This is a genomic window from Streptomyces sp. NPDC048483, assembly GCF_040651455.1.
GTDB lineage: Bacteria > Actinomycetota > Actinomycetes > Streptomycetales > Streptomycetaceae > Streptomyces.
The window spans coordinates 81,696-104,150 of sequence record NZ_JBEZJZ010000006.1 but is presented as its reverse complement, the minus strand read 5'-3'; the positions used below and the strand labels follow the sequence as shown (position 1 = coordinate 104,150).

General features: G+C 67.4%; 20 protein-coding genes and 1 tRNA gene. 10 read left to right on the top strand and 11 right to left on the bottom strand.

The window, feature by feature from the left end:
* Positions 1 to 88: 88 nt before the first annotated feature.
* Both AB0D04_RS05225 and AB0D04_RS05220 read left to right on the top strand, forming a co-directional pair.
* Positions 89 to 367, top strand: coding sequence for a hypothetical protein (locus AB0D04_RS05225; protein ID WP_362699558.1), 279 nt, complete (start codon positions 89 to 91; stop codon positions 365 to 367).
* The gene (locus AB0D04_RS05220; RefSeq protein ID WP_362699556.1) at positions 364 to 756 is read left to right on the top strand and encodes a PIN domain-containing protein; all 393 of its coding nucleotides are present in this window, start codon (positions 364 to 366) and stop codon (positions 754 to 756) included. Before AB0D04_RS05225 ends, AB0D04_RS05220 begins: the two co-directional genes overlap by 4 nt.
* A 63-nt stretch (positions 757 to 819) precedes the next feature.
* Here AB0D04_RS05220 and AB0D04_RS05215 read toward each other — a convergent pair whose 3' ends face one another.
* From AB0D04_RS05215 to AB0D04_RS05205, 3 genes are all read right to left on the bottom strand, one after another.
* Complete coding sequence (locus AB0D04_RS05215) at positions 820 to 3,399, bottom strand: DUF6397 family protein (protein WP_362699554.1); 2,580 nt, start codon at positions 3,397 to 3,399, stop codon at positions 820 to 822.
* A 306-nt stretch (positions 3,400 to 3,705) separates the two neighbouring features.
* Entirely contained in the window at positions 3,706 to 4,431 is a 726-nt protein-coding gene (locus AB0D04_RS05210) for a UPF0158 family protein (protein ID WP_362699552.1), read from the bottom strand.
* A gap of 116 nt (positions 4,432 to 4,547) precedes the next feature.
* Positions 4,548 to 6,641: a hypothetical protein gene (locus AB0D04_RS05205; RefSeq protein ID WP_362699550.1), complete on the bottom strand. Its 2,094-nt coding sequence runs from the start codon at positions 6,639 to 6,641 to the stop codon at positions 4,548 to 4,550.
* A 461-nt stretch (positions 6,642 to 7,102) separates the two neighbouring features.
* Between AB0D04_RS05205 and AB0D04_RS05200 the strand changes: the two genes are divergently transcribed.
* The gene (locus AB0D04_RS05200; protein ID WP_362699548.1) at positions 7,103 to 7,237 is read left to right on the top strand and encodes a hypothetical protein; all 135 of its coding nucleotides are present in this window, start codon (positions 7,103 to 7,105) and stop codon (positions 7,235 to 7,237) included.
* A gap of 12 nt (positions 7,238 to 7,249) precedes the next feature.
* A complete protein-coding gene (locus AB0D04_RS05195) occupies positions 7,250 to 7,429 on the top strand; it encodes a hypothetical protein (RefSeq protein ID WP_362699665.1) in 180 nt (59 codons plus the stop codon).
* Positions 7,430 to 8,136: 707 nt separating this feature from the next.
* Here AB0D04_RS05195 and AB0D04_RS05190 read toward each other — a convergent pair.
* The 5 genes from AB0D04_RS05190 to AB0D04_RS05170 all read right to left on the bottom strand — a co-directional run bounded on the left by AB0D04_RS05190 (position 8,137) and on the right by AB0D04_RS05170 (position 12,858).
* Positions 8,137 to 9,099 carry a hypothetical protein gene (locus AB0D04_RS05190; RefSeq protein ID WP_362699547.1) on the bottom strand — a complete coding sequence of 321 codons (963 nt, stop codon included), beginning with the start codon at positions 9,097 to 9,099 and terminating at the stop codon, positions 8,137 to 8,139.
* Positions 9,100 to 9,104: 5 nt separating this feature from the next.
* Positions 9,105 to 10,703, bottom strand: a complete 1,599-nt coding sequence (locus AB0D04_RS05185) for an N-6 DNA methylase (protein ID WP_362699545.1) — start codon at positions 10,701 to 10,703, stop codon at positions 9,105 to 9,107.
* Positions 10,704 to 10,939: 236 nt separating this feature from the next.
* Positions 10,940 to 11,013 (bottom strand) — tRNA-Met (locus AB0D04_RS05180).
* A 113-nt stretch (positions 11,014 to 11,126) separates the two neighbouring features.
* Positions 11,127 to 11,627: an NUDIX hydrolase gene (locus AB0D04_RS05175; RefSeq protein WP_362699543.1), complete on the bottom strand. Its 501-nt coding sequence runs from the start codon at positions 11,625 to 11,627 to the stop codon at positions 11,127 to 11,129.
* 10 nt (positions 11,628 to 11,637) lie between these two features.
* The gene (locus tag AB0D04_RS05170; protein ID WP_362699541.1) at positions 11,638 to 12,858 is read right to left on the bottom strand and encodes a helix-turn-helix domain-containing protein; all 1,221 of its coding nucleotides are present in this window, start codon (positions 12,856 to 12,858) and stop codon (positions 11,638 to 11,640) included.
* 207 nt (positions 12,859 to 13,065) lie between these two features.
* On the opposite strand from AB0D04_RS05170, the gene AB0D04_RS05165 reads away from it, so the two are divergent.
* From AB0D04_RS05165 to AB0D04_RS05140, 6 genes are read left to right on the top strand one after another with little or no spacing between them, the layout of a single operon-like run.
* Entirely contained in the window at positions 13,066 to 14,298 is a 1,233-nt protein-coding gene (locus AB0D04_RS05165; RefSeq protein WP_362699539.1) for a methionine adenosyltransferase, read from the top strand.
* Between the two features lie 11 nt (positions 14,299 to 14,309).
* The gene (locus AB0D04_RS05160) at positions 14,310 to 15,224 is read left to right on the top strand and encodes an aminoglycoside phosphotransferase family protein (protein ID WP_362699537.1); all 915 of its coding nucleotides are present in this window, start codon (positions 14,310 to 14,312) and stop codon (positions 15,222 to 15,224) included.
* A complete protein-coding gene (locus tag AB0D04_RS05155; protein WP_362699535.1) occupies positions 15,221 to 15,931 on the top strand; it encodes a histidine phosphatase family protein in 711 nt (236 codons plus the stop codon). Before AB0D04_RS05160 ends, AB0D04_RS05155 begins: the two co-directional genes overlap by 4 nt.
* Positions 15,924 to 17,216, top strand: a complete 1,293-nt coding sequence (gene serS, locus AB0D04_RS05150) for a serine--tRNA ligase (protein ID WP_362699533.1) — start codon at positions 15,924 to 15,926, stop codon at positions 17,214 to 17,216. Before AB0D04_RS05155 ends, serS begins: the two co-directional genes overlap by 8 nt.
* Positions 17,217 to 18,242, top strand: a complete 1,026-nt coding sequence (locus AB0D04_RS05145) for a glycosyltransferase (protein WP_362699531.1) — start codon at positions 17,217 to 17,219, stop codon at positions 18,240 to 18,242.
* Positions 18,233 to 19,240, top strand: a complete 1,008-nt coding sequence (locus tag AB0D04_RS05140; RefSeq protein ID WP_362699529.1) for a hypothetical protein — start codon at positions 18,233 to 18,235, stop codon at positions 19,238 to 19,240. Before AB0D04_RS05145 ends, AB0D04_RS05140 begins: the two co-directional genes overlap by 10 nt.
* A 75-nt stretch (positions 19,241 to 19,315) precedes the next feature.
* Here the strand turns inward: AB0D04_RS05140 and AB0D04_RS05135 are convergent, their stop codons facing one another.
* The 3 genes from AB0D04_RS05135 to AB0D04_RS05125 form a co-directional block, all read right to left on the bottom strand.
* Positions 19,316 to 19,852: a hypothetical protein gene (locus AB0D04_RS05135; protein ID WP_362699527.1), complete on the bottom strand. Its 537-nt coding sequence runs from the start codon at positions 19,850 to 19,852 to the stop codon at positions 19,316 to 19,318.
* A gap of 175 nt (positions 19,853 to 20,027) precedes the next feature.
* On the bottom strand, positions 20,028 to 21,770 hold the full coding sequence (locus AB0D04_RS05130; protein WP_362699525.1) for a mobilization protein: 1,743 nt from the start codon (positions 21,768 to 21,770) through the stop codon (positions 20,028 to 20,030).
* Between the two features lie 5 nt (positions 21,771 to 21,775).
* Complete coding sequence (locus AB0D04_RS05125; protein WP_362699523.1) at positions 21,776 to 22,330, bottom strand: MobC family plasmid mobilization relaxosome protein; 555 nt, start codon at positions 22,328 to 22,330, stop codon at positions 21,776 to 21,778.
* Positions 22,331 to 22,455 lie beyond the last annotated feature (125 nt).

Sequence of the window (22,455 nt, the reverse complement as noted above, 5' to 3'; positions counted from 1 at the left end):
CCCCGAGGCAATCCGCCACTGTCTCCAGACAAGCCGCACACCGCAGAATCACTCCACCCAATAACAAGAGTTTTGTTAATATGGCTCCATGGCCACCACCCCCGAACCCGCTCCCGGCGAAGGCCCCGTCCGCCCGGTCTCCGTCTCCCTCCACGAAGGCACCATCGCCGCCCTCAAGGCACGCACCGGCAAGCGCGGCATGTCCGCCTACGTCGAAACCCTCATCCAGCGCCAACTCGAACGTGAACGGCTGCGCGAACTCATTGAAGACGCGGAGACCGACCACGGGCCTGTGGATCAGGCAGCGGTCGAGGCCAAGCGGGCGCTCCTGCGTGGCGACGCAGCCGGCTCGGCGGACGCCGCATGAGCGGCACCCTCGTCCTGGACTGCGAAGGCCTGTCCAAACTCGTACGCCGCACACCCGAACTCACCGAATGGCTCGCTGCCGCCGAGGCGGAAGACATCCGCGTCATCACCAGTTCCGTCACCCTCGTCGAAGCCCGCGACCCCAAGACCAACCAGGCCCGCTTCGACTACGCCGTCTCCCGCGTGAACATCATCCCGCCCACCGAAGCCATCGCCCGCCACGCCAGCAAACTCCTCGCCGCGGCCGACCTCCACGGCCACAAGTACGCCATCGACGCGATCGTGGCCGCCACCGCGATGGCCTCCCCCTCCCCTGTGACCGTCCTGACGTCGGACCCCGAGGACCTCCTGATGCTGTGCGGCCCTGGCGTCCGTGTGATGAAAATCTGACCACGCATCCCCAACCCGCTCGCGAGGTGTGGAAGAAACCGGGCGGCCGGAACCACGCCGCTCTCACCAGTCGAGCCACTCGGTGTCATGGCAGGAGAAGCGGGAGGAGTGGCAGGCATCGCAGTGTGTGTACCAGGGAGCGCAGGGTTCGCCGCAGGAGGCGCAGCTGCCATGCGTGGCCAGTGGCCGGGAGGCAGCGACCAGTTGGTTGATCCGTTCAGCAGCCGCCTGCTCGCAGGTGGCCACTTCCTCGGTGCTCAGGCCGCCACATTCACGGCCGAAGGCCAGGACGGCGATGCGCAGGTCCCGCATGGTCGCGGCGTACTCCTCGGCTTGGGGCAAGGTCATTCGTTCGATGCCTGTGAGCGGACGGACCAGGTGGTGCAGGGCCGCGCCACGCAGGACCGCTCGGCAGATGACCGGGTAGGCCGGGCGGTCCGCGTCGACGGGCAGGGTGATCAAGCGCCAGACGGTGTGGCCGTCGCGTGGCCAGCAACCGTCGACGCCCCGTGGTGCCCCGACGGCCTGGCGTGCCGCCAATAGTTTGGAGTGAACCTCGTCCACGGGCATCGGCCGCAGCCATGAGCGCTCCTGGGCGGCCGTACAGGCGGCAGCGGTCCAGCCGGCCAGAGCGTGCGGAATCTCTCCGGGCTCCGGTTGTCCGAGGTCGGCCCAAGCGGGGCGCAGCCGGGCCGTCGTGACGCGCAGGTCACCGGGCCGCGCTCCATGGGCTGCCTGGACAGCCCGGTCGAGGAGCTTGGCCCTGGCGGTGAGGCCGGGCAGTCGGCTGCGGTAGGCGCCCACGAGCCCCTCCCCCGCGTCATGGCCCTGTCGGCCGGCCCGGCCGGCGATCTGGGCCGCTTCCCAGATCAGCAGCTCCCTGCGGGATCTGCCGTCGTACTTGCCCGTTTCCGCGAACGCCACGGCACGCAGCGGAAGGTTGACGCCATGACCGATCACATCTGTAGTGACGATCACGTCGACCTCGCCCTCGGACAGGCGCCGGATCTGCTCGCGGCGGGCCGCGGGCGGCATCGCGCCGTAGAGGACAGTCGCTGATCGGCCCGCCCCGAGCAACTCGCGGTGCAGAGCGAGAACGGCTTTGCGGGAGAAGGCCACCACCGCGCTTGCCGGCGGGAGGGTCGCAGCACTGAACTCCTTCGTCCGGCTCAGTGCGCCGTGCCGGGTGTGTCGGACCACGGTGATGTCCGTGCCGGGGGCGAAGAGCTTGCGCAGCAGGTCTTCGGCTTCCGGCGCGGCACAGACGTGTACGTCGGTGTGGGCTCCGCCCAGTAGCAGGCCGGTCCAGGCGTGGCCGCGGTCTTCGTCGGCCAGCCAGTGCGCTTCGTCGACGACCAGGAAATCGCCGGCGGTGGGCGCCGCCTCAGCCGTGCAGCACAGCACCGGCGCGTCCGGGTTGAGATGCTCCTCACCCGTGCGCAGGCCGACCCCCTCGGCACCGAGCCGGGTGCGCAGCCGTTCGTAGACCTCCAAGGCGAGCATGCGTAGCGGCGCCGCGTACACGCCGGTCCGGCCGGCCTCGGCGTGGGCGGCCAGCAGGGCAATGGCGTCATGCGTCTTGCCGGAGTTGGTGGGGCCCAGGTGGAGGGTCACTTCGGGGACGGTTGCCCGTTCCGGGATATGGGCGCGGGCACGCGCGGCGGCCGCGCGCTCGCGCTGCTCGCGCAGCCGCTTCGCCGCCTGTTCACCTTCCCAGGCCGCCTTCCGCTCGTCCTTCCGGTGCTGCGCGGCCCGTCGTGCACGCACCGCCGCGACCCGCGCGGGGGTGGGCACCGTAGCCAGGCCGTCGGCCACGCTCTGCTCAAGCAGATCCGCGGGGACGCCGCGGTCACGGTACTCGTCCGGGATCCGCTCCACGTCACAGCCCAGCCGTGCCGCCGCGTCGGCGGGCGCGACCAGTTCGGGCGCCGGGCGGCTGCGCCTGGCTCTGCGCAGCGCGGCCGTGAACTCCCGGGCGGCTTCTGCCTGTTCCTCAAGAGTGACGGGATTCACGTGTGAGCCCAGCACATCCCCCAGCCTCTCCTCCGCCGCACGCCTCGCGAGATGAACGGCCTCGGCCTGACTGATCCGCGCGGGGTCGACGGGCGACTGCGCGGAACGCAACCAGTGCGACCACGCGGCAACCTTCGTCCAGGGGTCACGCAACATGAGCAACGTCTGGGCACGGAGCCGCGAGCGGTAGCCCTCGGCCCGGCGGTCGGCGCCGGATGTCAGTTCGGCCAGGAAGGGACCGGGCAGCCTGGTACCAAGCAACTCGGGACGCCGCTCGGGCAATCGGCGGGCCTCGGCGGCCGAGTACTGCCAGACCTCGGCGTGATAGCGGTTGGTGTACGACCGGACCGGGCGGATGACACCGCCGCGCGTCAACTGGTCGAAACGGTGCCTGCTGATGCCTGCAAGCTCGGCGGCCTCTGCCGCGTGCACCAGGCGGGTGAGCTCGGCGAGTTCACCGGGGCTCGCGCGCCACCGGGCCACCTCGCCCGCTCTGACGCATAGTTCGTCCCCGCTCCAGCATGTACGGATCACTCCGTGTTCGACCCCCAGGGCGAACTCGTCCTTGCGCAGGCCGAGTTCCCGGCGTGCCGCTTCGAGCGTGGCGTGTTTTGCCGTCGTACCGGCCACGATGGTCCTCCCCCGTGTTCACCGTGCTTCACACTGTGACACGACGGTCTGACAATCAGTGATCGGGCCATCGCTGGCAGCGGGCCCGTCCGGGCGTGAGAGCGCGGGTGCGGCCTGCTGCGTCCCCCGTCCCGGGCAACGCCGCATCCACCATCAGCCGATGGTCCAGGGGCCATCCAGTGGAGCCCTGCACGATGTCCCCCCGGTCGGCGCCCACATCCTCGGCCTCGCACTGTGGGAGCCCGGCGTTCCTTCCCACTGCGGTACGGCAGTCCAAGGACCGGTTCGTCCCGGCCTTTGCACGGGTCAGGGCTGCGCTGTCCTCCGTGGTGCGGGAAACCTCGGAAAGTACCCTTCCTCCGCCAGCCAGGCCCGGGCCCGACCGCGCTGTCGCTCATCGCTGAGCCGGTGATACCGGCGCCAGGCGCGCTCGTCACGCGCGAGGACGTCCTTGAAGCGCCGGAAGGTGCCCCGCCCGCCGACGGCGATCCGCAGTCGGTCGGCGAGGGCCGCGTCGCCGAGCCCTTCGATGAACAGCTCCATGTCTCGGTTGCCGGCACGGGAACCCAGAGCCGGCACACGCAGCCATCGCTCGGGATCGTCCGCCTCCTCGGCCTCGTACCTGGCATCCAGCTCCTCGGTGAACGCCGGCCGGCACTCCCCGGTGAACAGATCGAGCCGACCGCCGGACTCGGCCGGATCTCCCTCCAACAGCATGACGAGCATCTCCAGATCGACTGCCAGCGGGCGCAGGAGGGGGATAGCCGCGTGTTCCGTGGTCGTGGGCAACCGGTCCGCCAGCTCCTGATCGCCCCGGAAGCCGCGTTCCTGGAGTGCGCCGAGAAACGAGGCCGCCGTCTCCACTGCCCCCGGCAGCCCTTGCGCCGCGGCCATGGCCACACCATCGCCGGCCAGTTGCAGCACCTCACGTGCGGGGCCACGGCGCAACGCAGCGAGCAGCGCCGCCCAGTCCTGCGCGTGGAGCGCGCCGCGCACGGCTCGCAGCCCGTCCTTGTTCCATTCCCCGGCCATGTGCCGACGGTAACGTGCGCCACCGAGGCCGTAAGCCGCCGAGGGCTACCCGGCTGCCGGCTCCGTGCCCATGCCGGTCCCGCCTCGCGCAGCAGAAAAGAGCGGTGTCGCCCTGGTCAACGTCGCCGCTTACGGCCACTCTTGCCGGCGTGGCGTCGCCCCTTCCGGGCGCGGCCGAGGCGGGCGGCCGGAGTACGCAGTGCCCGGGCCGCCAGTTGCCTGAGTTCTTCGAGCCCGGCCCGGTCCGGGTGCGCGGAGTCCAGCACGGCGGCGACCGCGTCCCTGGCCTCGCTGCCCTGGGCGCGCAGAGCGTCCTCGGCGCCGTCGCGACCGCCCGCCAGCTCCACGAGTTGGAGCAGGCTCTCTGCGAGCACCAGCAGATGCTCCGCATCGGTCATGTCCTCGGGGGACAGCAGTTCACGGTGCGCCAGCGTGGTCAGCGCGAGCGGCGCCAGCACCGGATCGCCGCGCAGCGCGCGCAGCAGCCGCTCGCCCTCGCTGCCCGGCAACGCCGTCAGAAGTACGTCGAGCATGGCCTGCGCCCGCGTGCGGAGGACCATGGTCCGTACGGCTTCGGCGAGTTGCCGCAGTGCGGCTTCCCGCTCGCCGTGGGCAGAGATCCAGCCGGCCAGCTCCGCACGAGCGGCATCCGGGTCGTAGTCCTCGGCCAACACCCCCAGCAGGCCGGCCGCCGACGCCTGGGCCAGTTCACCGACCAGCGGTGCGTCCCGGCCGGCCGTCAGCAGCCGCTGCCGTACCGCTCGGGTGCCCAACCCGGTGAGACGGATGAGCTCCACCGGCCCGGCGGTCAGCTCCTCACGCTGGGCGCGGGCACGCTCCCGCGCCGCCGGGGCCGCCGCCGCCTCCGCGACGCCCAGCAGCTCCGCGAACTCCGGCGGCATGTCCGCAGGCAGCTCGTCTCCGGCACCGGAGAGGTCGACTTCGAGGAACACGGGATCGGCCATCCCCCGATCGCGTTCGACCGCGCCCAGGTCCACCAGCGCGTCGAGCACCGCGCGCAGGTCCCGGTCGGCGTGCTCGAACCACATCCGGTGCTGGATGTCCGACCCACCCTCCAGCCGGAAGCGGGCCCGATAGGCGAGGTGCACGGAGTCGCGCAGGCGGGGCCAGGGCATCGGGTGCGGCAGGCTGTAGAGCGTGTTCAGCACGTCCTCCATCACATCCTCGTAGACGTCGAAGAGCATCGACTCGATGTGCCGGCCGCTGCGGGCCCCGATCAGGGCCTGCCTCAGTTCAAAGCACGCGTCGAAGGCACGCAGCCACAGCTGCAGCGGGTCGGCCAGCACCGGCCGGGCCTTGGCCACCGCGTACAATCGCCCCTTGGCCACCCGAACCAGCCGCGCCTTCTTCGCCCACTCCACCAGCAGTCCCAGACGCGGCAGGTCGGCCGAAGAGCGCACCCCCTCGGTGTTGTCGCCAGTACCCAGTACGTCCACCAGCTCGCGGGCGTCGCCCATCCTTAGCCGCCCCGCCGCCGTCACCGCGCGGCCGCCGCGGCCCGCCCACTCGGCGAGCCCGCACAGCTGCGCCACGACGGTCGACGCCTCGGCCTGTCGGCGGAGCTCGTCGCTCGGGGGCAGCACCACAGGCAGCTGCGGCTCGGCCCGGGCCACACCGGACAACACCTGGCCGGTCAGCCGCCGTTCCATGACCGCTTCAAGGGCCTCTTCGTCGTAGGCGACCTCCCCGCGCTGAGCACGCTCCGCGAATCGCTGCAACGCCGACCCGTCCGACACGTCCACACCCTGCTCGGCAGCGGTCATCACCCAGAACTTCGCCAAACCCCAACGGGCGCGGTCCGCCATCGCCGACGGATACTCTCCCGCAGCCGCGTTGACGGCAGCGAGGGAGTCCGGAAGTGCGGGACCTCGCGGGTCCGCCAACTGTACGGCGTGCAGAAAGCGCAGCAGCGTACGCAACGTGCCCGGGGCGTCGGCACGTTCCTCACCGGGAAGTTCGGTGACCTGCTCCGGCAACCAGGACACCAGCAGCTCCTCCACATGCCGCGGCTCCCACAGCCCCAGCCGACCGTCGATAGTCGCCCGGTGCCGGTAATCCAGCGCCACCTCGGCCATGAACCCGTCCGCCGGCAGCCCCTGCTCCCCGGCCCACCGGACCAGCCGGTCGACCAGCAGCTCGCACGCCGCCTCGAACTCCTCCTCGGCCCCGGCTTCGAACCGCATCCGCATGAACCCGCCTGCCCAACCTGTCCGCAGCACTGCTTACCTCGCCACGCTATCGCCGAACCACGGCACACAACCCGGCCGAGGAACAACAGCCCACTACCGGGCAAAGGTCACCCCTCCGCGGACCAGGTACTGGGCCAACTCCAGTACAGAGGCGCAGCTTTGGCCCGGAGTTCCGGTTTCGGGAGCTGTGCGCATCGTGAGGGAAACCGGTAAGCCGTCCACTGAGGCGGCGCGGGATCTGGGGATCAACGCGTACACCCTGCACAACGGGGTGAAGGCCGACCACGAGCCCGGCAGCCAGGACGCCGGTGCAGGCGGTGCGTTGAGCGAGTCGGAGCGGGAGGGCTGGCCCGGCTGCGGGCGCAGAAGGCACAGTGGGACAAGGAGCGGGCCGAGTTGCTGCTGGAGCGTGATGTCCTCAAGCGCTCGGTGACCCTGTGGGTGAAAGACGCGATGAACCGGTGAGCGTGGCGGAGTCCATCGCGTCCCTGAGGACCAGGTTCGGTATCCCGCACGCGATCGCCCGCCGGGTCCTTGAGGTCTCGCAGTCCTGGTTCTACAAGTGGATCAACCGCAAGCCGACCGCCCGCGAGTAGCGGCGGGAGCGGCTGGATGAGGAGATCAAGCGGCTGTTCACCGCCTCGGGCGGCACCTACGGCTCGCGGAGGGTAGCCCGTGACCTGGGCGAGGCGGGGTGGGGTGGGGTGGGCGGTCGCCAAGAACACGGTCGCGGCGCGCATGGCCGAGCTGGGGCTGTGCGGGCGTGCGCCGAAACGGCGGTGGCCTGACCCGGCCAGGCCGCCGGCCCGCGGCCCGTGCCCTGATCCGCCGGAACTTCAGCGCCGTTGCGCGGAACGTGCTGTGGTGCGGGGGACGTCACACAGATCGACACCCACGAGGGACCGCTCTACCTGGCCACCGTCGAGGACCCGTTCTCCCGCCGGATGCTCCAGATGCTGTTCGTTCCCGACAACGGCAACATCAACGCACTCACCGGACAATCCGACACCGCACACCACCGCCCACCGCACGACTTCTGCACCGATGCGCTCCCCTGGCGCACCCCAGCACCGGCCACAGCTGACCACGCGTCAGCCAACCCACGAAAACGCCAGGTCAGACAGTATTCAGAGGCCCTCGGGCCGCCCCCTACCCCAAACCTCTGACCGACGCATTCCGATACGCAGGCCAGAAAGTACGTCCAGCACCGGACCACCCAGCACGAAAGCAAAGAAACCCCAGGTCAGATCCCTGACCTGGGGTTTAAAGAGAGCCGCCTTCGGGATTCGAACCCGAGACCTACGCATTACGAGGGGGTGCAAGATCGTGACGGATGGTGGCCCGTGATCACACTCGGTCCGGTTTTGCCTGGTCAGAGACTTGCCGGCCTCGCTGGCGTGACACTCAATCCAACGGGTGCTGTCCCGTCCGCTCACGCATCGCTCACGCAGATCAGCGCCTAGCCCACCGCAGCAGGCATGAGATTGCCCGAGCGTCACTCAGCGTCGTCAGCCTCATCTTCAAGATCTTCTACGGCTGCGGCGACGCTCGACATGAAGATGTGATGCTTGTCGTCGTTCGCCAGGTAGGTCACCAGGTTCTCGCGCAGCCGCTGCGTCCCCAGGTAGTAGTCCCGAAACGCCTTCGAGACCTCGTCTGCTGCCTCGCGGCTCGAAGGGACAGGGATACGAATTTCCCTATACCGCCGGCCGACGTCTTCCCGGTTGGTCTGCATGAAGACGACGCGATCCCACTGCCGACGCACGGCTTTCAGCGTCATTGCCCACAAGAGATAGAAGTTATCGAAGGAGGCGGACTCGGAGGCCCGCAGCACCAGCACCTCCTTGGTCAGCACGACTCTCTCTTGACCTGGCATGATTACCGCAAAATCGCCGATATTTTTGCTGGTCCGGATCGGGGAGATCAGGTCATACTCTTCGAGCCCGGACTCACTCCCTTTCCAGAAGCGTTCGGCGACCACATCCGGCACACGATTCGTCGGATTGATATTCACCTGCCCGGCGCGAATATCGGAGACCTTAATGTAAGGGACGTGCCCGGTCCGAAAGTCTGCCGACGGGCTTCCATGCCCATGCATCGAGACCAGCACCCCATCGTCAATCAATTCTCCGATAGAAGCGCTCGCGAAAGCTCCCATCTCGGGCGCATCCATAAGCGTGAAGAAGTCACGCACTGAACGTTCGTCGAAATAGTTTGGAACGGCAGTCAGCTGTTCAGTGAGCTCGCTCTCATCTACCCAACAACTCGTTGCCGTCGTACCGAACTCGTCCACCAGAGCAGTGACATCTGCGGCGATCTGGTCGTCGATCACATCTGTTCGAGTTCCAGTATAAGCATCAACGACGAATAGATCTTCGCCGTCCTTATTAATACCTACGGTCGGAGCGTAGGAAACGAATACCTGACCTTCACGGAACCAAGCCGGCCTATGCACCATGGAAATCACTTCTTCTCAAATACGTAGAAGTTGGTCTTTGCTCGGCAGAACCCTTGAAACGCTTCCATGGGGATGTTGAGAACGCCCCGCAGGGCGAACCGGTCACTCAGCCATTCTGGCAGCCATTTATACGTGGGCGAAAAGAAGTAGGTTTCCGGCAGGATGATTCCGAGCCTGCCCCCCTTCATCAGGAGCCTGTACGCGCGCTCAAGAAAGACGAGGCCGATTTCGAGGTCCGCATACTCGCCCTTCTTCCGGTTGGCTGCGGCCGCGATGCTGTAATCGTTACGGCGCGCATCAACCTTGCTGACCTTTAGGTTCTTACCGAAAGGCGGGTTTGTGATCACCACCGTGAACGACCCGTCACTGAGAGGTCGCTCAAGCTGAGGGTAGTCCTTCGCCCACCTGTCTCCCCTTATCGAATCGCCAATGTGCACATTGACAGATCCGTCGCCAAGACCCACCATGATCGCCCGGGTAAGCTTGACGTTAATGGAGTCTTTGTCCACTCCGTAGACGTTCCGGTGCGCCCAGGTTCTCGCTGCAGCGGCAGAGTCGCCAGCAGGGATGCGATCGACCAGCGAAAGGAACGCTTCGGTGAGAAACCCGCCCGTTCCACATGCCGGGTCGATGATCCTGTCTTCCAGGCGAATATCCATCATTTTGACGGCGGCAGCGATTACGCGCTGCGGGGTGAAGTACTGCCCTTCACCCGCCTTCAGGTTTGCCCTGCGAAAGACCTGGAAGGCGGAAGAAATCGCTTCAGGTCCCACACTATTGAGATTCAAACTGGAAAGCTCATACACCGCTTCCTGAATGGTGTGATCATCCAGCTCGAGGGCGCCTTCACGATGCTCAGCAAATACTTCTGGTCGAAAATTCTTGAGAGTATCGAACTGTGCCCGCATCGCTTTAGCGGTCGCGGATTCCCCTCCCTGGGAGAGCTGGAAAGCAACTGCCTTGCTGTGGTCATACGACGCGTTTGAATCTGACTCCAGCTTAAGTAGCAAGAGGTTGCAAAGTTCGTTAAGTTGTGCTTCCGAACGAGTCGATCGGCTATCCCGTGCAACCACTACATCCAACAGTCGACCAAAGATTGACCGCAGCTGGCCGTTCTTCGGTGTAACCAAGTCGCTGAACGTCAACGGCTTCTCGGAGGGGCGCGTAAACCCTTCCCCAGGCTGTGGCAGGCCGCGGTTTCGAACATGCTGAAACCTACCGTCGGCCAACTTATAGACCCTGACGTTATCGGAACCATTGGTCCAATAACCCATCCGCGCACGCGGCTCACGGCTGAGGTAGATCTCAAGCTGCGAAATGCCGGCGTCGATCGTAGGCTGCTTGAATTCACAGATGACTAGGAGGTGTTCCCAATCACCCGCATTCCGCACATCGTCAAAAATGGCCAGATCAACAGGCCATCCAGCGAAGGACTTTCCATCCTCCCGCTTCGCCGCGTCGTGAGGTGACTGCGGTACGCGCCACTCAGGCTTCCACTGCAGCTGGCCTGAATCCCAACCTGCCTCCATGAGGCTCTTGAGCACCGGCACCCGCACCTTCTGGTGCTCGGGGCCACTGGGAGTACGCGTAGAGTCATCCGTCACGGCACAACCTTAGCCGCTCGTCGCAAATCGCTGGCGCCAACCACGAGTACGCCCCGGGGTGCGCGGGCCCTGAACAGGATCGTGTCAGGCGTTGGGGAACCTTCGGGGGTGGTCAATGCGGAGCGCACGTGTGTCATTGGGTAGACGCCACCCGGCCCCATCCGCTGAAACAACAGACGGCCGAACCCATGACTAGCGAGTTCGGCCGTCCAGGATGTCCTGAGACATCACACTCGTAGCGGGGACAGGATTTGAACCTGCGACCTCTGGGTTATGAGCCCAGCGAGCTACCGAGCTGCTCCACCCCGCGTCGGTGCCCTAACCATACGCCATGCTGGCACCGACGTTGATCCCCCTCCCCTGGGGACCAGGTTGGTGCCAACCACAGCCCCGTTCAATCTTGGGGGTGTAGCGCCGCCTCTCTTACTTCCCCGGTCCTGGACCGCCTACTGCTTCCGGCGCCGTTCCATGCTCCAGATAGGCGGTCACACCGCTGGCGCGGGCCTCGATGCCCTCGGTGATACGGCGTACGAGGCGGGGGATGGTGAGTTCCGGCAGCTCTCCGGCGTCGTGGAAGGCGTAGCCGCGGAGCTCATTGGCCTGTAGCTCGATGTGCCGACACTCGTCCGCGGCGAGGCGCCCCCCGTCGAAGAGATAGAGGACCTTGTCCCCCTCTCCCGGATTCGGTGCCCAGTCCACGACGAGCAGGCGGCCGATGCCGGGCTTGATGCCGAGCTCCTCGTGGACTTCGCGCACGCAGGCTTGCAGGGGTGACTCCCCCCGCTCGACATATCCGCCGGGGATGTCGCGGTAGTCCTTGTACGAGGGTTCGACGAGCAGGACACGGTCGGCGTCGTCGAAGAAGAGCGCGCCAGCTGCCATGCGCGGGTGGGCCATCTTCGCTTCGTGCTCGTTCTCGCTCACGGGACGGACTCTAACCGCCGACTACCCCGAGCCGACGGGCCAGGTCTGCCGCGGGCTGGGACGGACGGCCTCGGGTGCCGCGGATCCATCCGATGACTAGCTCCCGGCTCAGGTAGTGGTGGCGTACCTGTTCGGGGGCGGCCTGCTCGGCGTCGAGCAGGGTAGCCAGAGCTTCGTCGGTCCGGTTCCAGGCGCTGAGTGCTCGGGCGACTTCCAGGCTGTGCCTCACGCGCCGTTCCACCGGCAAGCCGCTGGTGTCGATTCGTTGCCCGAGGTCCGCGGCTATCTGGATGTCGCCGAGCTCGCCGGCGGTGGCGACGCAGTGGATGGTCACGTTGGTCGGGCCGAAGGCCGTCCACAGGTGGTTGGCGTCGGCACCCAGCCGCTGTGCGGCTTCGTCGGCTTCCCGGAGGAAGGTCTGCGCAGCTGCCCGGTCCTCTGCTCGTGCAGCCGCCATGGCGCCGGCGAGGAAGAGCGTGCCATAAACCGAAAGGTACTCGTCGTTCGCGGTGCCCAGGCCGGGCTGCATGACGGCCGCCGCATCGTTGACCAGCTGGATCGCTGCGGTGAAGCGGCCGGTGGCCATCAGGCAGTGCGTGACCGCACGGAAGAGCGAGCCCGTCACTGTGCTCTGGCCGCTCTGCTGCGCTGCCGCCAGGCCACGGTCAGCGGCGATCCATGCCAGTTCTGACTCACCGACCTTGCCCAGCACCATTGCCGCACCGTGGTAGGCCAGAGCGAGCTCGGCGTGGGCCTCCTCCCCTTCGCGCCCTGAGTACGCGCGGGAGGCGGCAAGGGCATCGGCCAGGACGAGGGGAAGCCGTCGGGTGGCGAAGCCGTACCGGGATACCTGGTACGCGTCGAAGACTTCCTTCACGTCGGCCCGCAGGTCCTCCAGGGCGGGTGGTTCGTCATCGGGAGGAGTTCCCAGCAGGGGCGTGAGCTGCTTGTAGTCCATGAGCGCTTCGCGCAACGCGGGGACTGTGCGGTGGCCGCTATCGCTCGACCACTCCAGGAGGGTCGGCTCGCCGAGCAGGTCTCCGAGGGAGACGTCAAGGGCGTCGGCGAGTGAGGTGATGACCGAGAGGCGGTCGAGCTCGATCCGGTTGTTCTCCGCTTTGCTCAGCCAGTCCGTGGTGCGTCCGACAAGGCCGGCCAGGACCTCTTGGGAGAGGCCACGTCGGCGGCGGTACCAGGCGACGCGCTCGCCGATGGTCAGGTTCTCTGTCATTCCTCGCATGTCCTGAGCATCACCTCGTGGCCGAAAGGGACCCCGGAAGGTTTTTCCGGGGTGCTGCCGGGCGCCTTGCCTACTGTCGCAGCAGACCGAGAAAGCCGCCGGGCAATGCGGTCAGCTACCTGCCGGACCGACTGACGCTCGTCCGTTCCACCCCTTCCTCAGGTACAGAGATCGGAGCTTGTCGTGCCCAAAACAGTTGTGACTGACGGAAGCCACCTGTCCATAGAGACCGGCGTCGCCGAGCCGGATGCGACGACGATCGTCGAGCGCAAGGGCCTCGGCCACCCGGATACGCTCGCTGACCACCTCGCCGAGCGACTGTCCCGTGCCTACAGCCGCTACACCGTGCAGCGCTTCGGCGCCGTGCTGCACCACAACTTCGACAAGCTCGCCCTGCTCGGAGGAGCCAGCGAAGTCCGTTACGGGGGCGGCGAGATGACGTCTCCGGTGCGGGTCCTGGTCAATGGCAGGGCGGCACCCATGTGTGGTGGTGAGCGCATCCCTGTTACCGAGATCGTGGAGGCCGAAGTCAGGGCGTTCTTCGCCGAGCGGCTCGCGGAGGTCTCGGAACACCTCGACATCACCTTCAACATCACGAGCAATTCGAGCCCGGGTGCCGTCCTTACCGGTGACGGCGTGCCTGATCGGACCCGCTGGTTCAACCCGCGTTCCGTCGACGACCTCCGCGAACGTCGGGTACGGCTCTCGAACGACACATCTCTGGGCACCGGTTGGGCGCCGGAGAACCCCTTCGAATCGTTCGTGCGGGAACTGGTTGATCACTTCTCCGGAGAGAGCGACTTCACGCGCGCCCACCCGTGGTGCGGCTCGGACGTCAAGCTCATGGGGTACTGGGACGGAGATCGGGCGGACGTCGTGCTGTGCGTCCCCCAGAAGTCGCGTCATGTCGGCAGTCGTGAGGCGTACGTCCGCAACACGGAGGCCGTCCTTGCCGAATGCCGTCGGCTCGCCGGCCTTCGGCTGCCCGGCGCGGCGGCCCGCTTCCGGTTGAACGCACGTGATGTCCCGGAGAAGGACGAGTTGTACCTGACGTACACCGGCAGCTCGATCGAGTCGGGTGACGAGGGCGTCGTGGGGCGGGGCAACCGCGTCAACGGGCTCATCACGCCGCTGCGGCCGATGAACCTGGAGGGCGCCAACGGCAAGAACCCCGTGTATCACGTCGGCAAGCTCTACAACATCGCCGCGCAGCGCCTCGCCGGCCGTCTTCACGAGATGACCGACGGACATGCAGAGGTTCACCTGGTGAGCACCACCGGGCAGCGACTCGATCAGCCCTGGCGCATCCTCGTCCGTCTCTCCTCGCCTGACGCCGAGCTCGACAAGGTGCAGGCGATGGTGACGGAGGCCCTCGGCGAGTTCCCCGCGCTGACGGACGAGCTCGTCTCCGACGGGATCGTGCTCAGCTGATGACGGAATGGATGCTCGGAGAGGTACCCGCAGGATGTCGGCAGCGGCTGGTCGCGCACTACGGACCGCAGGCCCAAGCGTGGCTCGACGACGTACCTGATCTGCTGGAACGGGCCGCGGAACGCTGGAAGCTCACCGTCGAGGACTACCACGATGCCGGACATGCCTCCGTCATCGCGACGGCGGTCACCTTCGACGGGCGTCCGCTGCTGCTCAAGGCATGGGCGGACCCTGCCCGCTACCGTCAAGAGGCCACCGCACTACAGCTGTGGTCCGGCGGGCCGGCGGCAGCCGTCGTCGAGGCTGCGGACGATCTGGCCGTGGCCGCGTTGGAACTGGTGGGAGGCCGCCCAGGTGGTGGCGAGCGGCCGCAGCGCGAGGTGCAGATGGTGGCTGCCGCTCTTCAAGGGCTGCACACCCTCGGGCGTCGCAGGGGCCGGCTGAATCGCTTCCCTCTCCTCGCCGACCACCTGCAACAGGAGGTACTACCGCGGATTCGGCGCCGGACGCGAGAGCTCGACCTTGGTTCATGGCGCCCCCTCGTCGATGTCCTGCTGCCGACTCTCGACGGCCTGCAGCAGGACACGGACCGGCTGACGGTTCTGCACGCCGACCTGTACCGGGAGAACGTCCCGTTCGACGGGCGTGGGCACCCGCGCCTGATTGATCCGCTCCCCATGCTGGGTGACGCGGCCTTCGACTGGGCTTTCTGGACCGTGTACTACGACCTCGGCAACGGGACCGATGGCAGGCTCTCCGCCGCCGCCCTTGTCTCCCGTATCCCCGTTCCGCTGCTTGGGCCGTGGTGTCGAGCGCTGGCGCTCGACGGCTTCCTCTTCTACCTGGAGACCGGCGACCCAAGGGCACCCCGGATGGCGGACGTGCTCTCCAGCCTGTCGCCGTCGGCTCCAAGGAGCGGATCATGACTACCTACCTCCTCCGCCACGGGCAGACGAACTACAGCAGGCGGTACCTCGTCAACGGCGATCCGTCCCAACCCATCCATCTGACAGAGGAAGGCCGGCGGTCACTCCGCAACGTCTGGTCAGAGGTCCCCCTCCGCTCCGTACGGACATGGCTGACCAGCGAATTCCCGCGCGCCCAGCAGACAGCCTCTCTGCTGATGGGCGTTCCGGCACCAGACCTGGTCATCGACACTCGGCTGAACGAACTCGACTACGGGGATTTCGAGGGCGGCCCATTCCTGGAATACGCGGCGTGGCTCGACGCCCACGGTCCGACCCAGGGTCCACCGGGTGGCACAGAATCCCAGCGGGACGGCATCCACAGGATGCTCATCGGCGTGCTCGCCGCGTTGGAACACCCTGGCCCCCGTGTCCTCGTAGGCCACGGCCTGCTGCTCTCCGTACTCCTCTGGTACCGGGACCGCGCCGAGGGCGAGGTGATGCCGCTCTTCTTCCCGGAGGCTCCCTATGTCGAGCCGATCGCGATACCCGACGACGAGCTGCCGAAGTGGGTCACAGCGCTGTTGAATCATCTTGAGACGGGCGTTCGCCGAGATCGCGCCTTCGACAGTGATGCGGGGAAATTCCGGATCGAGGGCGGCTCGGCGGTTGCTACCGTCGATTCCGTATCCCACTCGCCGGATCAGAAGGATTTCCCTCATGCATGATGCCCGCGCCCTGCTTGAAATGGGTGCCGAAGCGGTTCGTCGGCTCGCTCGTCGCGGTTACTCCCTGGACCTGTCCGTGCTGGAGGACCTCCAGTCTCGGCGCAACCAGAGCATCCGCTCGGCCGACGAGCTGCGGGCGGAGTCCAAGCGGGTGGCGAACGAGGTCCAGCAGACGGCCAAGCAGGGCGGCGACATCTCCAAACTGAAGGAGCGCGCCCGCGAGCTGAAGGACCAGATCCGGGGCATCGACACCGAGCAGGAGAAGGTCCAGGAGGAGCTCCGCGACCTGCTCCTGAGCATCCCGAACCTGCCGGACGACGCGGCCCCGGACGGTGACTCCGAGGAGTTCGCGGTCGAGGTCCGGCGCGTAGGCACTCCGCCCGCGTTCTCGTTCGAGCCGAAGGATCACGTCGACATCGGGGAGGCCACCGGCATCCTCGACTTCGCACGGGCGACGAAGCTGTCCGGCCCGCGCTTCGCGGTCTCCCGCGGCGCCGGCGCGGCCCTTGAGCGTGCCCTGGCCACGCTCTTCCTCGACATCCACACCCGTCGGCACGGGTACGTCGAGCACGCGGTCCCGTATCTGGTCACGCGTAAGACCATGACCGGTACCGGGCAGCTGCCGAAGTTCGAGGAGGACCTGTTCAAGACCGGCGTCGCCGACCGCGAGCTGTTCCTGATCCCGACGGCCGAGGTGCCGCTGACCAACCTCTACGCCGACGAGATCATCCCTGCGTCCGAGCTGCCGGTGGCCATGACGGCGCACACCCCCTGCTTCCGGTCCGAGGCAGGTTCGTACGGCCGCGACACCAGGGGCCTGATCCGCCAGCACCAGTTCGCCAAGGTGGAGATGGTCCGCATCGTCGACCCGGCGGACGCCGACGCCGAGCTGGAGAAGATGGTCGGCCACGCCGAGGCGTGCCTCAAGGAGCTGGGCCTCGCCTACCGGGTCGTCACCCTCGCTGCCGGCGACACGGGCTTCTCCGCCCAGCTCACGTACGACATCGAAGTCTGGATTCCGAGCCAGAACACGTACCGAGAGATCTCCTCGGTCTCCAACTTCGGCACCTTCCAGGCCCGCCGGGCGAACATCCGCACCCGCGGCGAGGACGGCAAGCCCAAGCTCGTGGCCACCCTCAACGGCTCCGGCCTCCCCGTCGGCCGCACCGTGGCCGCGCTGCTCGAACAGTGCCAGCAGCAGGACGGCTCCCTCGTCCTGCCCGAATCGCTCTTCCCATACCTTGGCTTCCGCCGTATTGCGGCGGACGGAACACCGGAGGCATAAGTGCTCGTCGGCGTCTGCGACTTCCCTGGCAGCTACGCCTTTCCACCCGCCGGATACGGCGGAATCGAACGCTGGCTGTGGGCGGTCGCCGTAGGCGCCCGAACCACAGGCGCCGACGTACACCTCCTTGGGCCGGGCTGGCTCACGGACCTGGAGAACGACTGGGTCCGCAAGCCAGCCCGCCTGGAGGACGTCACCTCCGGGTCGCTCGCCGAGCGCGAACTCCGCAGCACCGGATACGACCTCCTGGTGGTGGGGCACGAATACCCGTCGCTGCCCGCCTGGACGCGGACCCGGAATCAGCTGGACTGCGACGTCGCCACGTTCCAGCACTCGCCGGTCTTCCGGCACACCGAGGCGGCCTTCGACGGCAAGAAGTCACGGCTCTACTGCTACTCGCCTGAGATGATCGAGCGGTACGCGGACCACCAGCCGATCCCCGAACTCGCCGTTCACCTCGGTCTCGACGAGGAGGAGCCGCCGGCGGTCGATGGTAAGGACCTGGTGTGGCTCGGCCGAATAGACGAGGAGAAGGCGCCACACCTCGCCGTACGAGCGGCGCAGATACTCGGCCGCCGGATCCGCATCGTCGGCCCGGTCTTCGACGAGAGTTACGTGCGGCGCCACCACCGGCTCTTCAGCGCGGATCACGTCGAGTGGGTGGGCGAACTGGGCGGCCCCGCCAAGGCCGCCGCCATCCGGGACGCCTCCGTCTTCGTCTACACCTACGCCCGCACCTACGTGGAGGCCGGCGCTGCCGTATTCGGCGAGACCCTCCGAGCAGGAACGCCCATGGCCGCGCTCACTTGGCGCGAGGGCACCTGTGCCGAGGCTGCACTGTGCGACCAGACCGGTGTGATCGCCGTGGCTGACCCCGACGAGGATGACGAGGCAGCTGCCCGTCAGCTCGCCCGCGCGATCGAACAAGCTGAGGTTCTCAATTACGGGCAGGTCCAGGCGATCGGCATGGATCGATTCGATCCCGCCCGTCACTTCAAGGCGATGTCAGCCGGGCCGTGCTCGTGACCGGCCGTATAGGCCGTGTCACCAAGCCATCGATAGACAAGGAAACCCAGTTATCCACTGTTCTGCGCCAAGCTCTGGGGAACCATTGGGAGTTCGCCGTTGCTGATGGCCGAATCGACATTCAACATGCGCACCGCGGTTCTCCCTACCGGCCGCCACGTCGCCTGCCCACGTGGGCAGACCTGCTGGAAGGGTTGAAGGCGGGTTTCGCAGCGCAGGGCGTCCCACAAGCCGCCTGCTTGCCGCTTCGATGGGGCCGTGAAACCGAGCTGACCATCTCGGCAGTCCAGGCCCTCGATCCACTCCTCAAAGACGGGCGTCCGCAGACCTACCGAAGCGGTTTCCTGCCCCAGCCCGTCGTCCGCTTCACCGGACAGCGCGACGCTGCGGGAGACCTCGCGAAAGGCTTCCTGACCTCCTTCGTCAACGTCTCCCGGGTCCACCCCATACAGCGCATCGACGAGTACGGGGTGATCCTGGATGGCTGGCTCACGGTGCTGTCCCGACTCGGTTTCCATGCCCGGCACCTCAGTGCCCACGGCAAGCTCACGACGTGGAGCCGACGCCAAGTCGAAGGCGTAACCATCCACTTCAGCCACTTGGACCTCCCCCTTGGTGACCTCGTCCTTCTCTGGAACGTCGAGAACCCGGGACGCATGGCCGTAGACCTGGGCACGGGGCTGGAACGCCTGGCGTGGGCCCGCACTCGCATGAACTGGCACCGACTCGTCTACGGCAGATTCGCCCAGGCGGCACCGACGGGAACCTTGGACGCCATCCGCACAGCCACGCTCCTCGTAGGGCACGGGATTACTCCCGCGGCCAGAGGGCCTGGTGGAATCACCCGGCGGGTGGTTGGCGCGATCTCGCCCGACTCCGCGCACCTCGGCGTCAGCGCCTTCGTCCGCGCCTCGTACGACTACTGGTCGCTCTTTGGCCCTCTCTCCGTTTCGTGGCCAGCGGTTGCGGCCACTATCGAGAAGGAGCTGCGGCTGTGAGTGCACGTTCCGGACGCCATATCCGCCATGTGGGGATACCAGCAAGGCCGGAAGGCCAAACAAGAGGATCACGTGTCACAACTCCGCGTGCCCCAAAGCGCGAAGGCGCTGATTCTCCTTCTCCAAGGCGGCCACGCGGCGCTCAAGCTGAGCACGGGTGGGTTTCTTTGGGGGCGGCACCGGCGCTGCCACTGGCTCCGGCGGAGGGGGAGGTTCGCCGGCCAGCCCGATTGGTTCGAAGGCCACGATTTTCGACGGGTCCTTCCCGCACTCCGGGCACGTCATCGACGTTGGGCTGTGCCCGGTGAGAGTGGTGACCTCGCGATGCCGACGGGTCTCGGCAATGTGGCCGCAGTAGAGCCGTACGCGCCAGCGCATGATCTCGTGGTCAGGCTTCTTGAAGGACTGCATTAGTTTCCAGGCGTTCTCGAAGCACACACGGCGGCGCTCCGCCCGCTCCGGATCTGCCCGGCACTTGGCAAGGTCCTCTTCGACCTGCCGCGCAATCGACTGGCTACTCACCTCATGCTGCTTCTGTCGACGGTGGTCACTGTGTGTGAGCTGATAGTCCTCAAGTGGAACACCGTGGTTCTCGTACTCGACTTTACGCATGGTCGGCACCGTAGCTTCGGGCTAGCAGGTGGCCGAGGTAACGATCGATCCTGACCGACCGTGATGCCGACCTGAGCGGGGGTGACGGCCGACTAGAGCAGGCCCGTTCGAACCTGACCGGCTGTGGGGCCCTGCGCCCAGCGCAGGACCTCACAGGACTCCCAGTCGAACTGCTCTACCGTCGGGGGCGGTTGCTCCGTCCTGGGGTCGTGGACAGGATGGCCGGCTGTGGTGCTGGCATCGTGCCACTGGCAGGCCCTGCCCCTGTAGTCGTGCGCTGTCGGGCGGCTGCGGCGAGACGGTTGCGTACCGGGTTGCGGCTGGTGTGCTGGATGCGGGTGATCAGGACGCGGGCGGGCTGGCGGGCGGTGTCCAGTTCGCGCTGGACAGCGGCCTCCTTGAGCAGTTGGTGGGGTTGGTGGCCGCGTGCTTCGGCGTCAGCGAGGACCGTGGCGAGTGCGGGCCAGCTGGTGTCGGTGAGGATCCGCTCGGCGTGGTCGGGCACGGCGGCGCGGACGTCGCTGGCCAGGGTGCGGCGGGCCTGTTCCTTCGGTTGGCGGTTGTCGAGCTCCGCGAGTGTGGGGGCCAGGGCTTGGTTGGCTGCGGCCTGGAGGTGGTGGAGGGCTTGTCGGGCCGCGTCGGCCTGGTGGGCGTGGTTCTTCGCCTCGTGCCAGCGCCCGGCCAGGATGGCCGCCCAGACCATGGCTGCGACGAGGGCGGCCAGCGCGCTGCCGTCCGGGCCGGTGGCGGTGTTGACGATGTCGCGGGCGGCGATACGTACGGAGTCGGCGGCGCGGTCTTCTGTTCGGATCTGGGAGCGCTGGGCGCGGACGAACGCCTTGGATGCTGCTTGGAGTTCAGCGTGCAAGTCCGCGGGGGCCTTCTGCGCGGTCGCTTCCATCAGTTCGCCGAGGGCGGCGATGTGCCCCTGTGCTCGCGCGTCTGCACCTTCGTCACCCGTGCCGGTGTCGGTGCCGGTGAGCTGGCTGTGGAGGGTGTCGAGGGCCTCGGTGGCCTGGTGCCAGGGGGTGGTGGGCCGGTTGCGGCGGGCGGTGGGGTGCTCCACCGGCGTGCTGGTCTCCAGGCGGGCCTTGAGTTTAGGCAAGGAGAGGTCAGGGGCGATCCTGCCGCCGGGGTGGAAGATCTGTTCGTGTTTGCCGTTGAGGTCGCCGGGGCGGCCAGCGGCGTAACCGAGGGGATCCCCGGACGGGCCGCGCTTGACCTTGAGCAGGACACCATCGGCTTCGAGGTAGGCCAGGAGTTCCTCGGCATCGGTGACGTGCGGGATGGCGGCGCGGATGCGGTCTTCGAGCCACTGTTGGGCGGGCTGCTCCCAGCCGAGGCGTTCGGCCTTGTGCATCTCGGCCTGGGTGGGGCGGCGCGTGCCGGTGCCATCGCCCTTCTTCAGCCGACGCAGCCCGTAGTCCTTCTCGATCTCGCGGCACTCGTCGCCGACGCGTATGCCGCTGTCGTGGAGTTTGGGGCGGCGGCCGTCTTCTCGGACGGTGGTGGCGAGGATGTGGATGTGGTCATCCGCGTGGCGTACCGCGATCCAGCGGCAGGCCAGGTCATCACCTTCAGGCGCGATGCTGGCGGCGGCCACGATGCGCTGGGCGATCTCGCCCCACTCGGCGTCGGAGAGGTAGCGGTCCTCGGGGGCGGCGCGCACGGGGCAGTGCCAGACATGGTCAGTGACCGGCTTGCCGAACTCACTGTTGCGCAGCCGCACCGGCTCATCCAGGTAGTGGCCGAGCTCGGTCAACGTCGCGTTCTCGTCGCGGCCGGGGTCGGGCATGGCGAGCATCGCGAAGGCAGCGACGATGTGCGGATCGAAGTGCTCGTCGTGGGTACCGCGGCCGTAGAGGTAAGCGAGCAGCCCACGGGTCTTGGTCCCGGCGGGTTTGATGGCGGCGATCATTCCGGTCAGACCTCCGTCGGGTCGTCGGCGGGCTCGCGCAGGGCCTCGGCGATCAGGGCTAGCAGGTGGTCCAGCTCGTCGAGACGCTCGCGTATATCAGGTGGGGTGAGGTCGCTATTGAGCGCGCGGGCGATCTGGTTGACGTTGACGCCGATGCGGTTGAGCTGGCGCAGAACCTGGGCGCGGAAGTGGTGGGTGCGGCGGCGGTCCTCAGACAGAGGCAGGTTCGCGGTGAACCGGTTGGTGACGAACGCGAGTACGACGTCGGCGGCGAAGCCGGACTTGCCCTTGTAGCCGTGCTCGGCGGTGGCCTCCTGGAGGCGGGCGTCCTCGGCCTCGGTGAAGAGCATGGGACCGACGCGGACGGTGCGCTTGGTGCCGGTGAAGCGGCGGATCGTGGGCTGCACGCTCTTGACGGCGGGCTCGCCGGCGGTGGGAACAGCTTCGGGTACGGGGCAGAGAACGGCTTGCTGGACGGCGTGAAGCTCGTCCGGGTCGGGGCCGCCCTCGACCCCGGCCTCCTGGTCCAGCGCCCCCTGGTGCTGGGCCTCCTCCGCCACCCCCGGGGCGGAGATCCCCGAAGTCCGGCCTTGAGTCGGACTCGGGGTACTACTGGCTCCGCCAGGGGCAGCCCGTCCGAACGCCCGCCGCAGACGGCTCATCAGCGTAGGCGACTTCGTCAGCG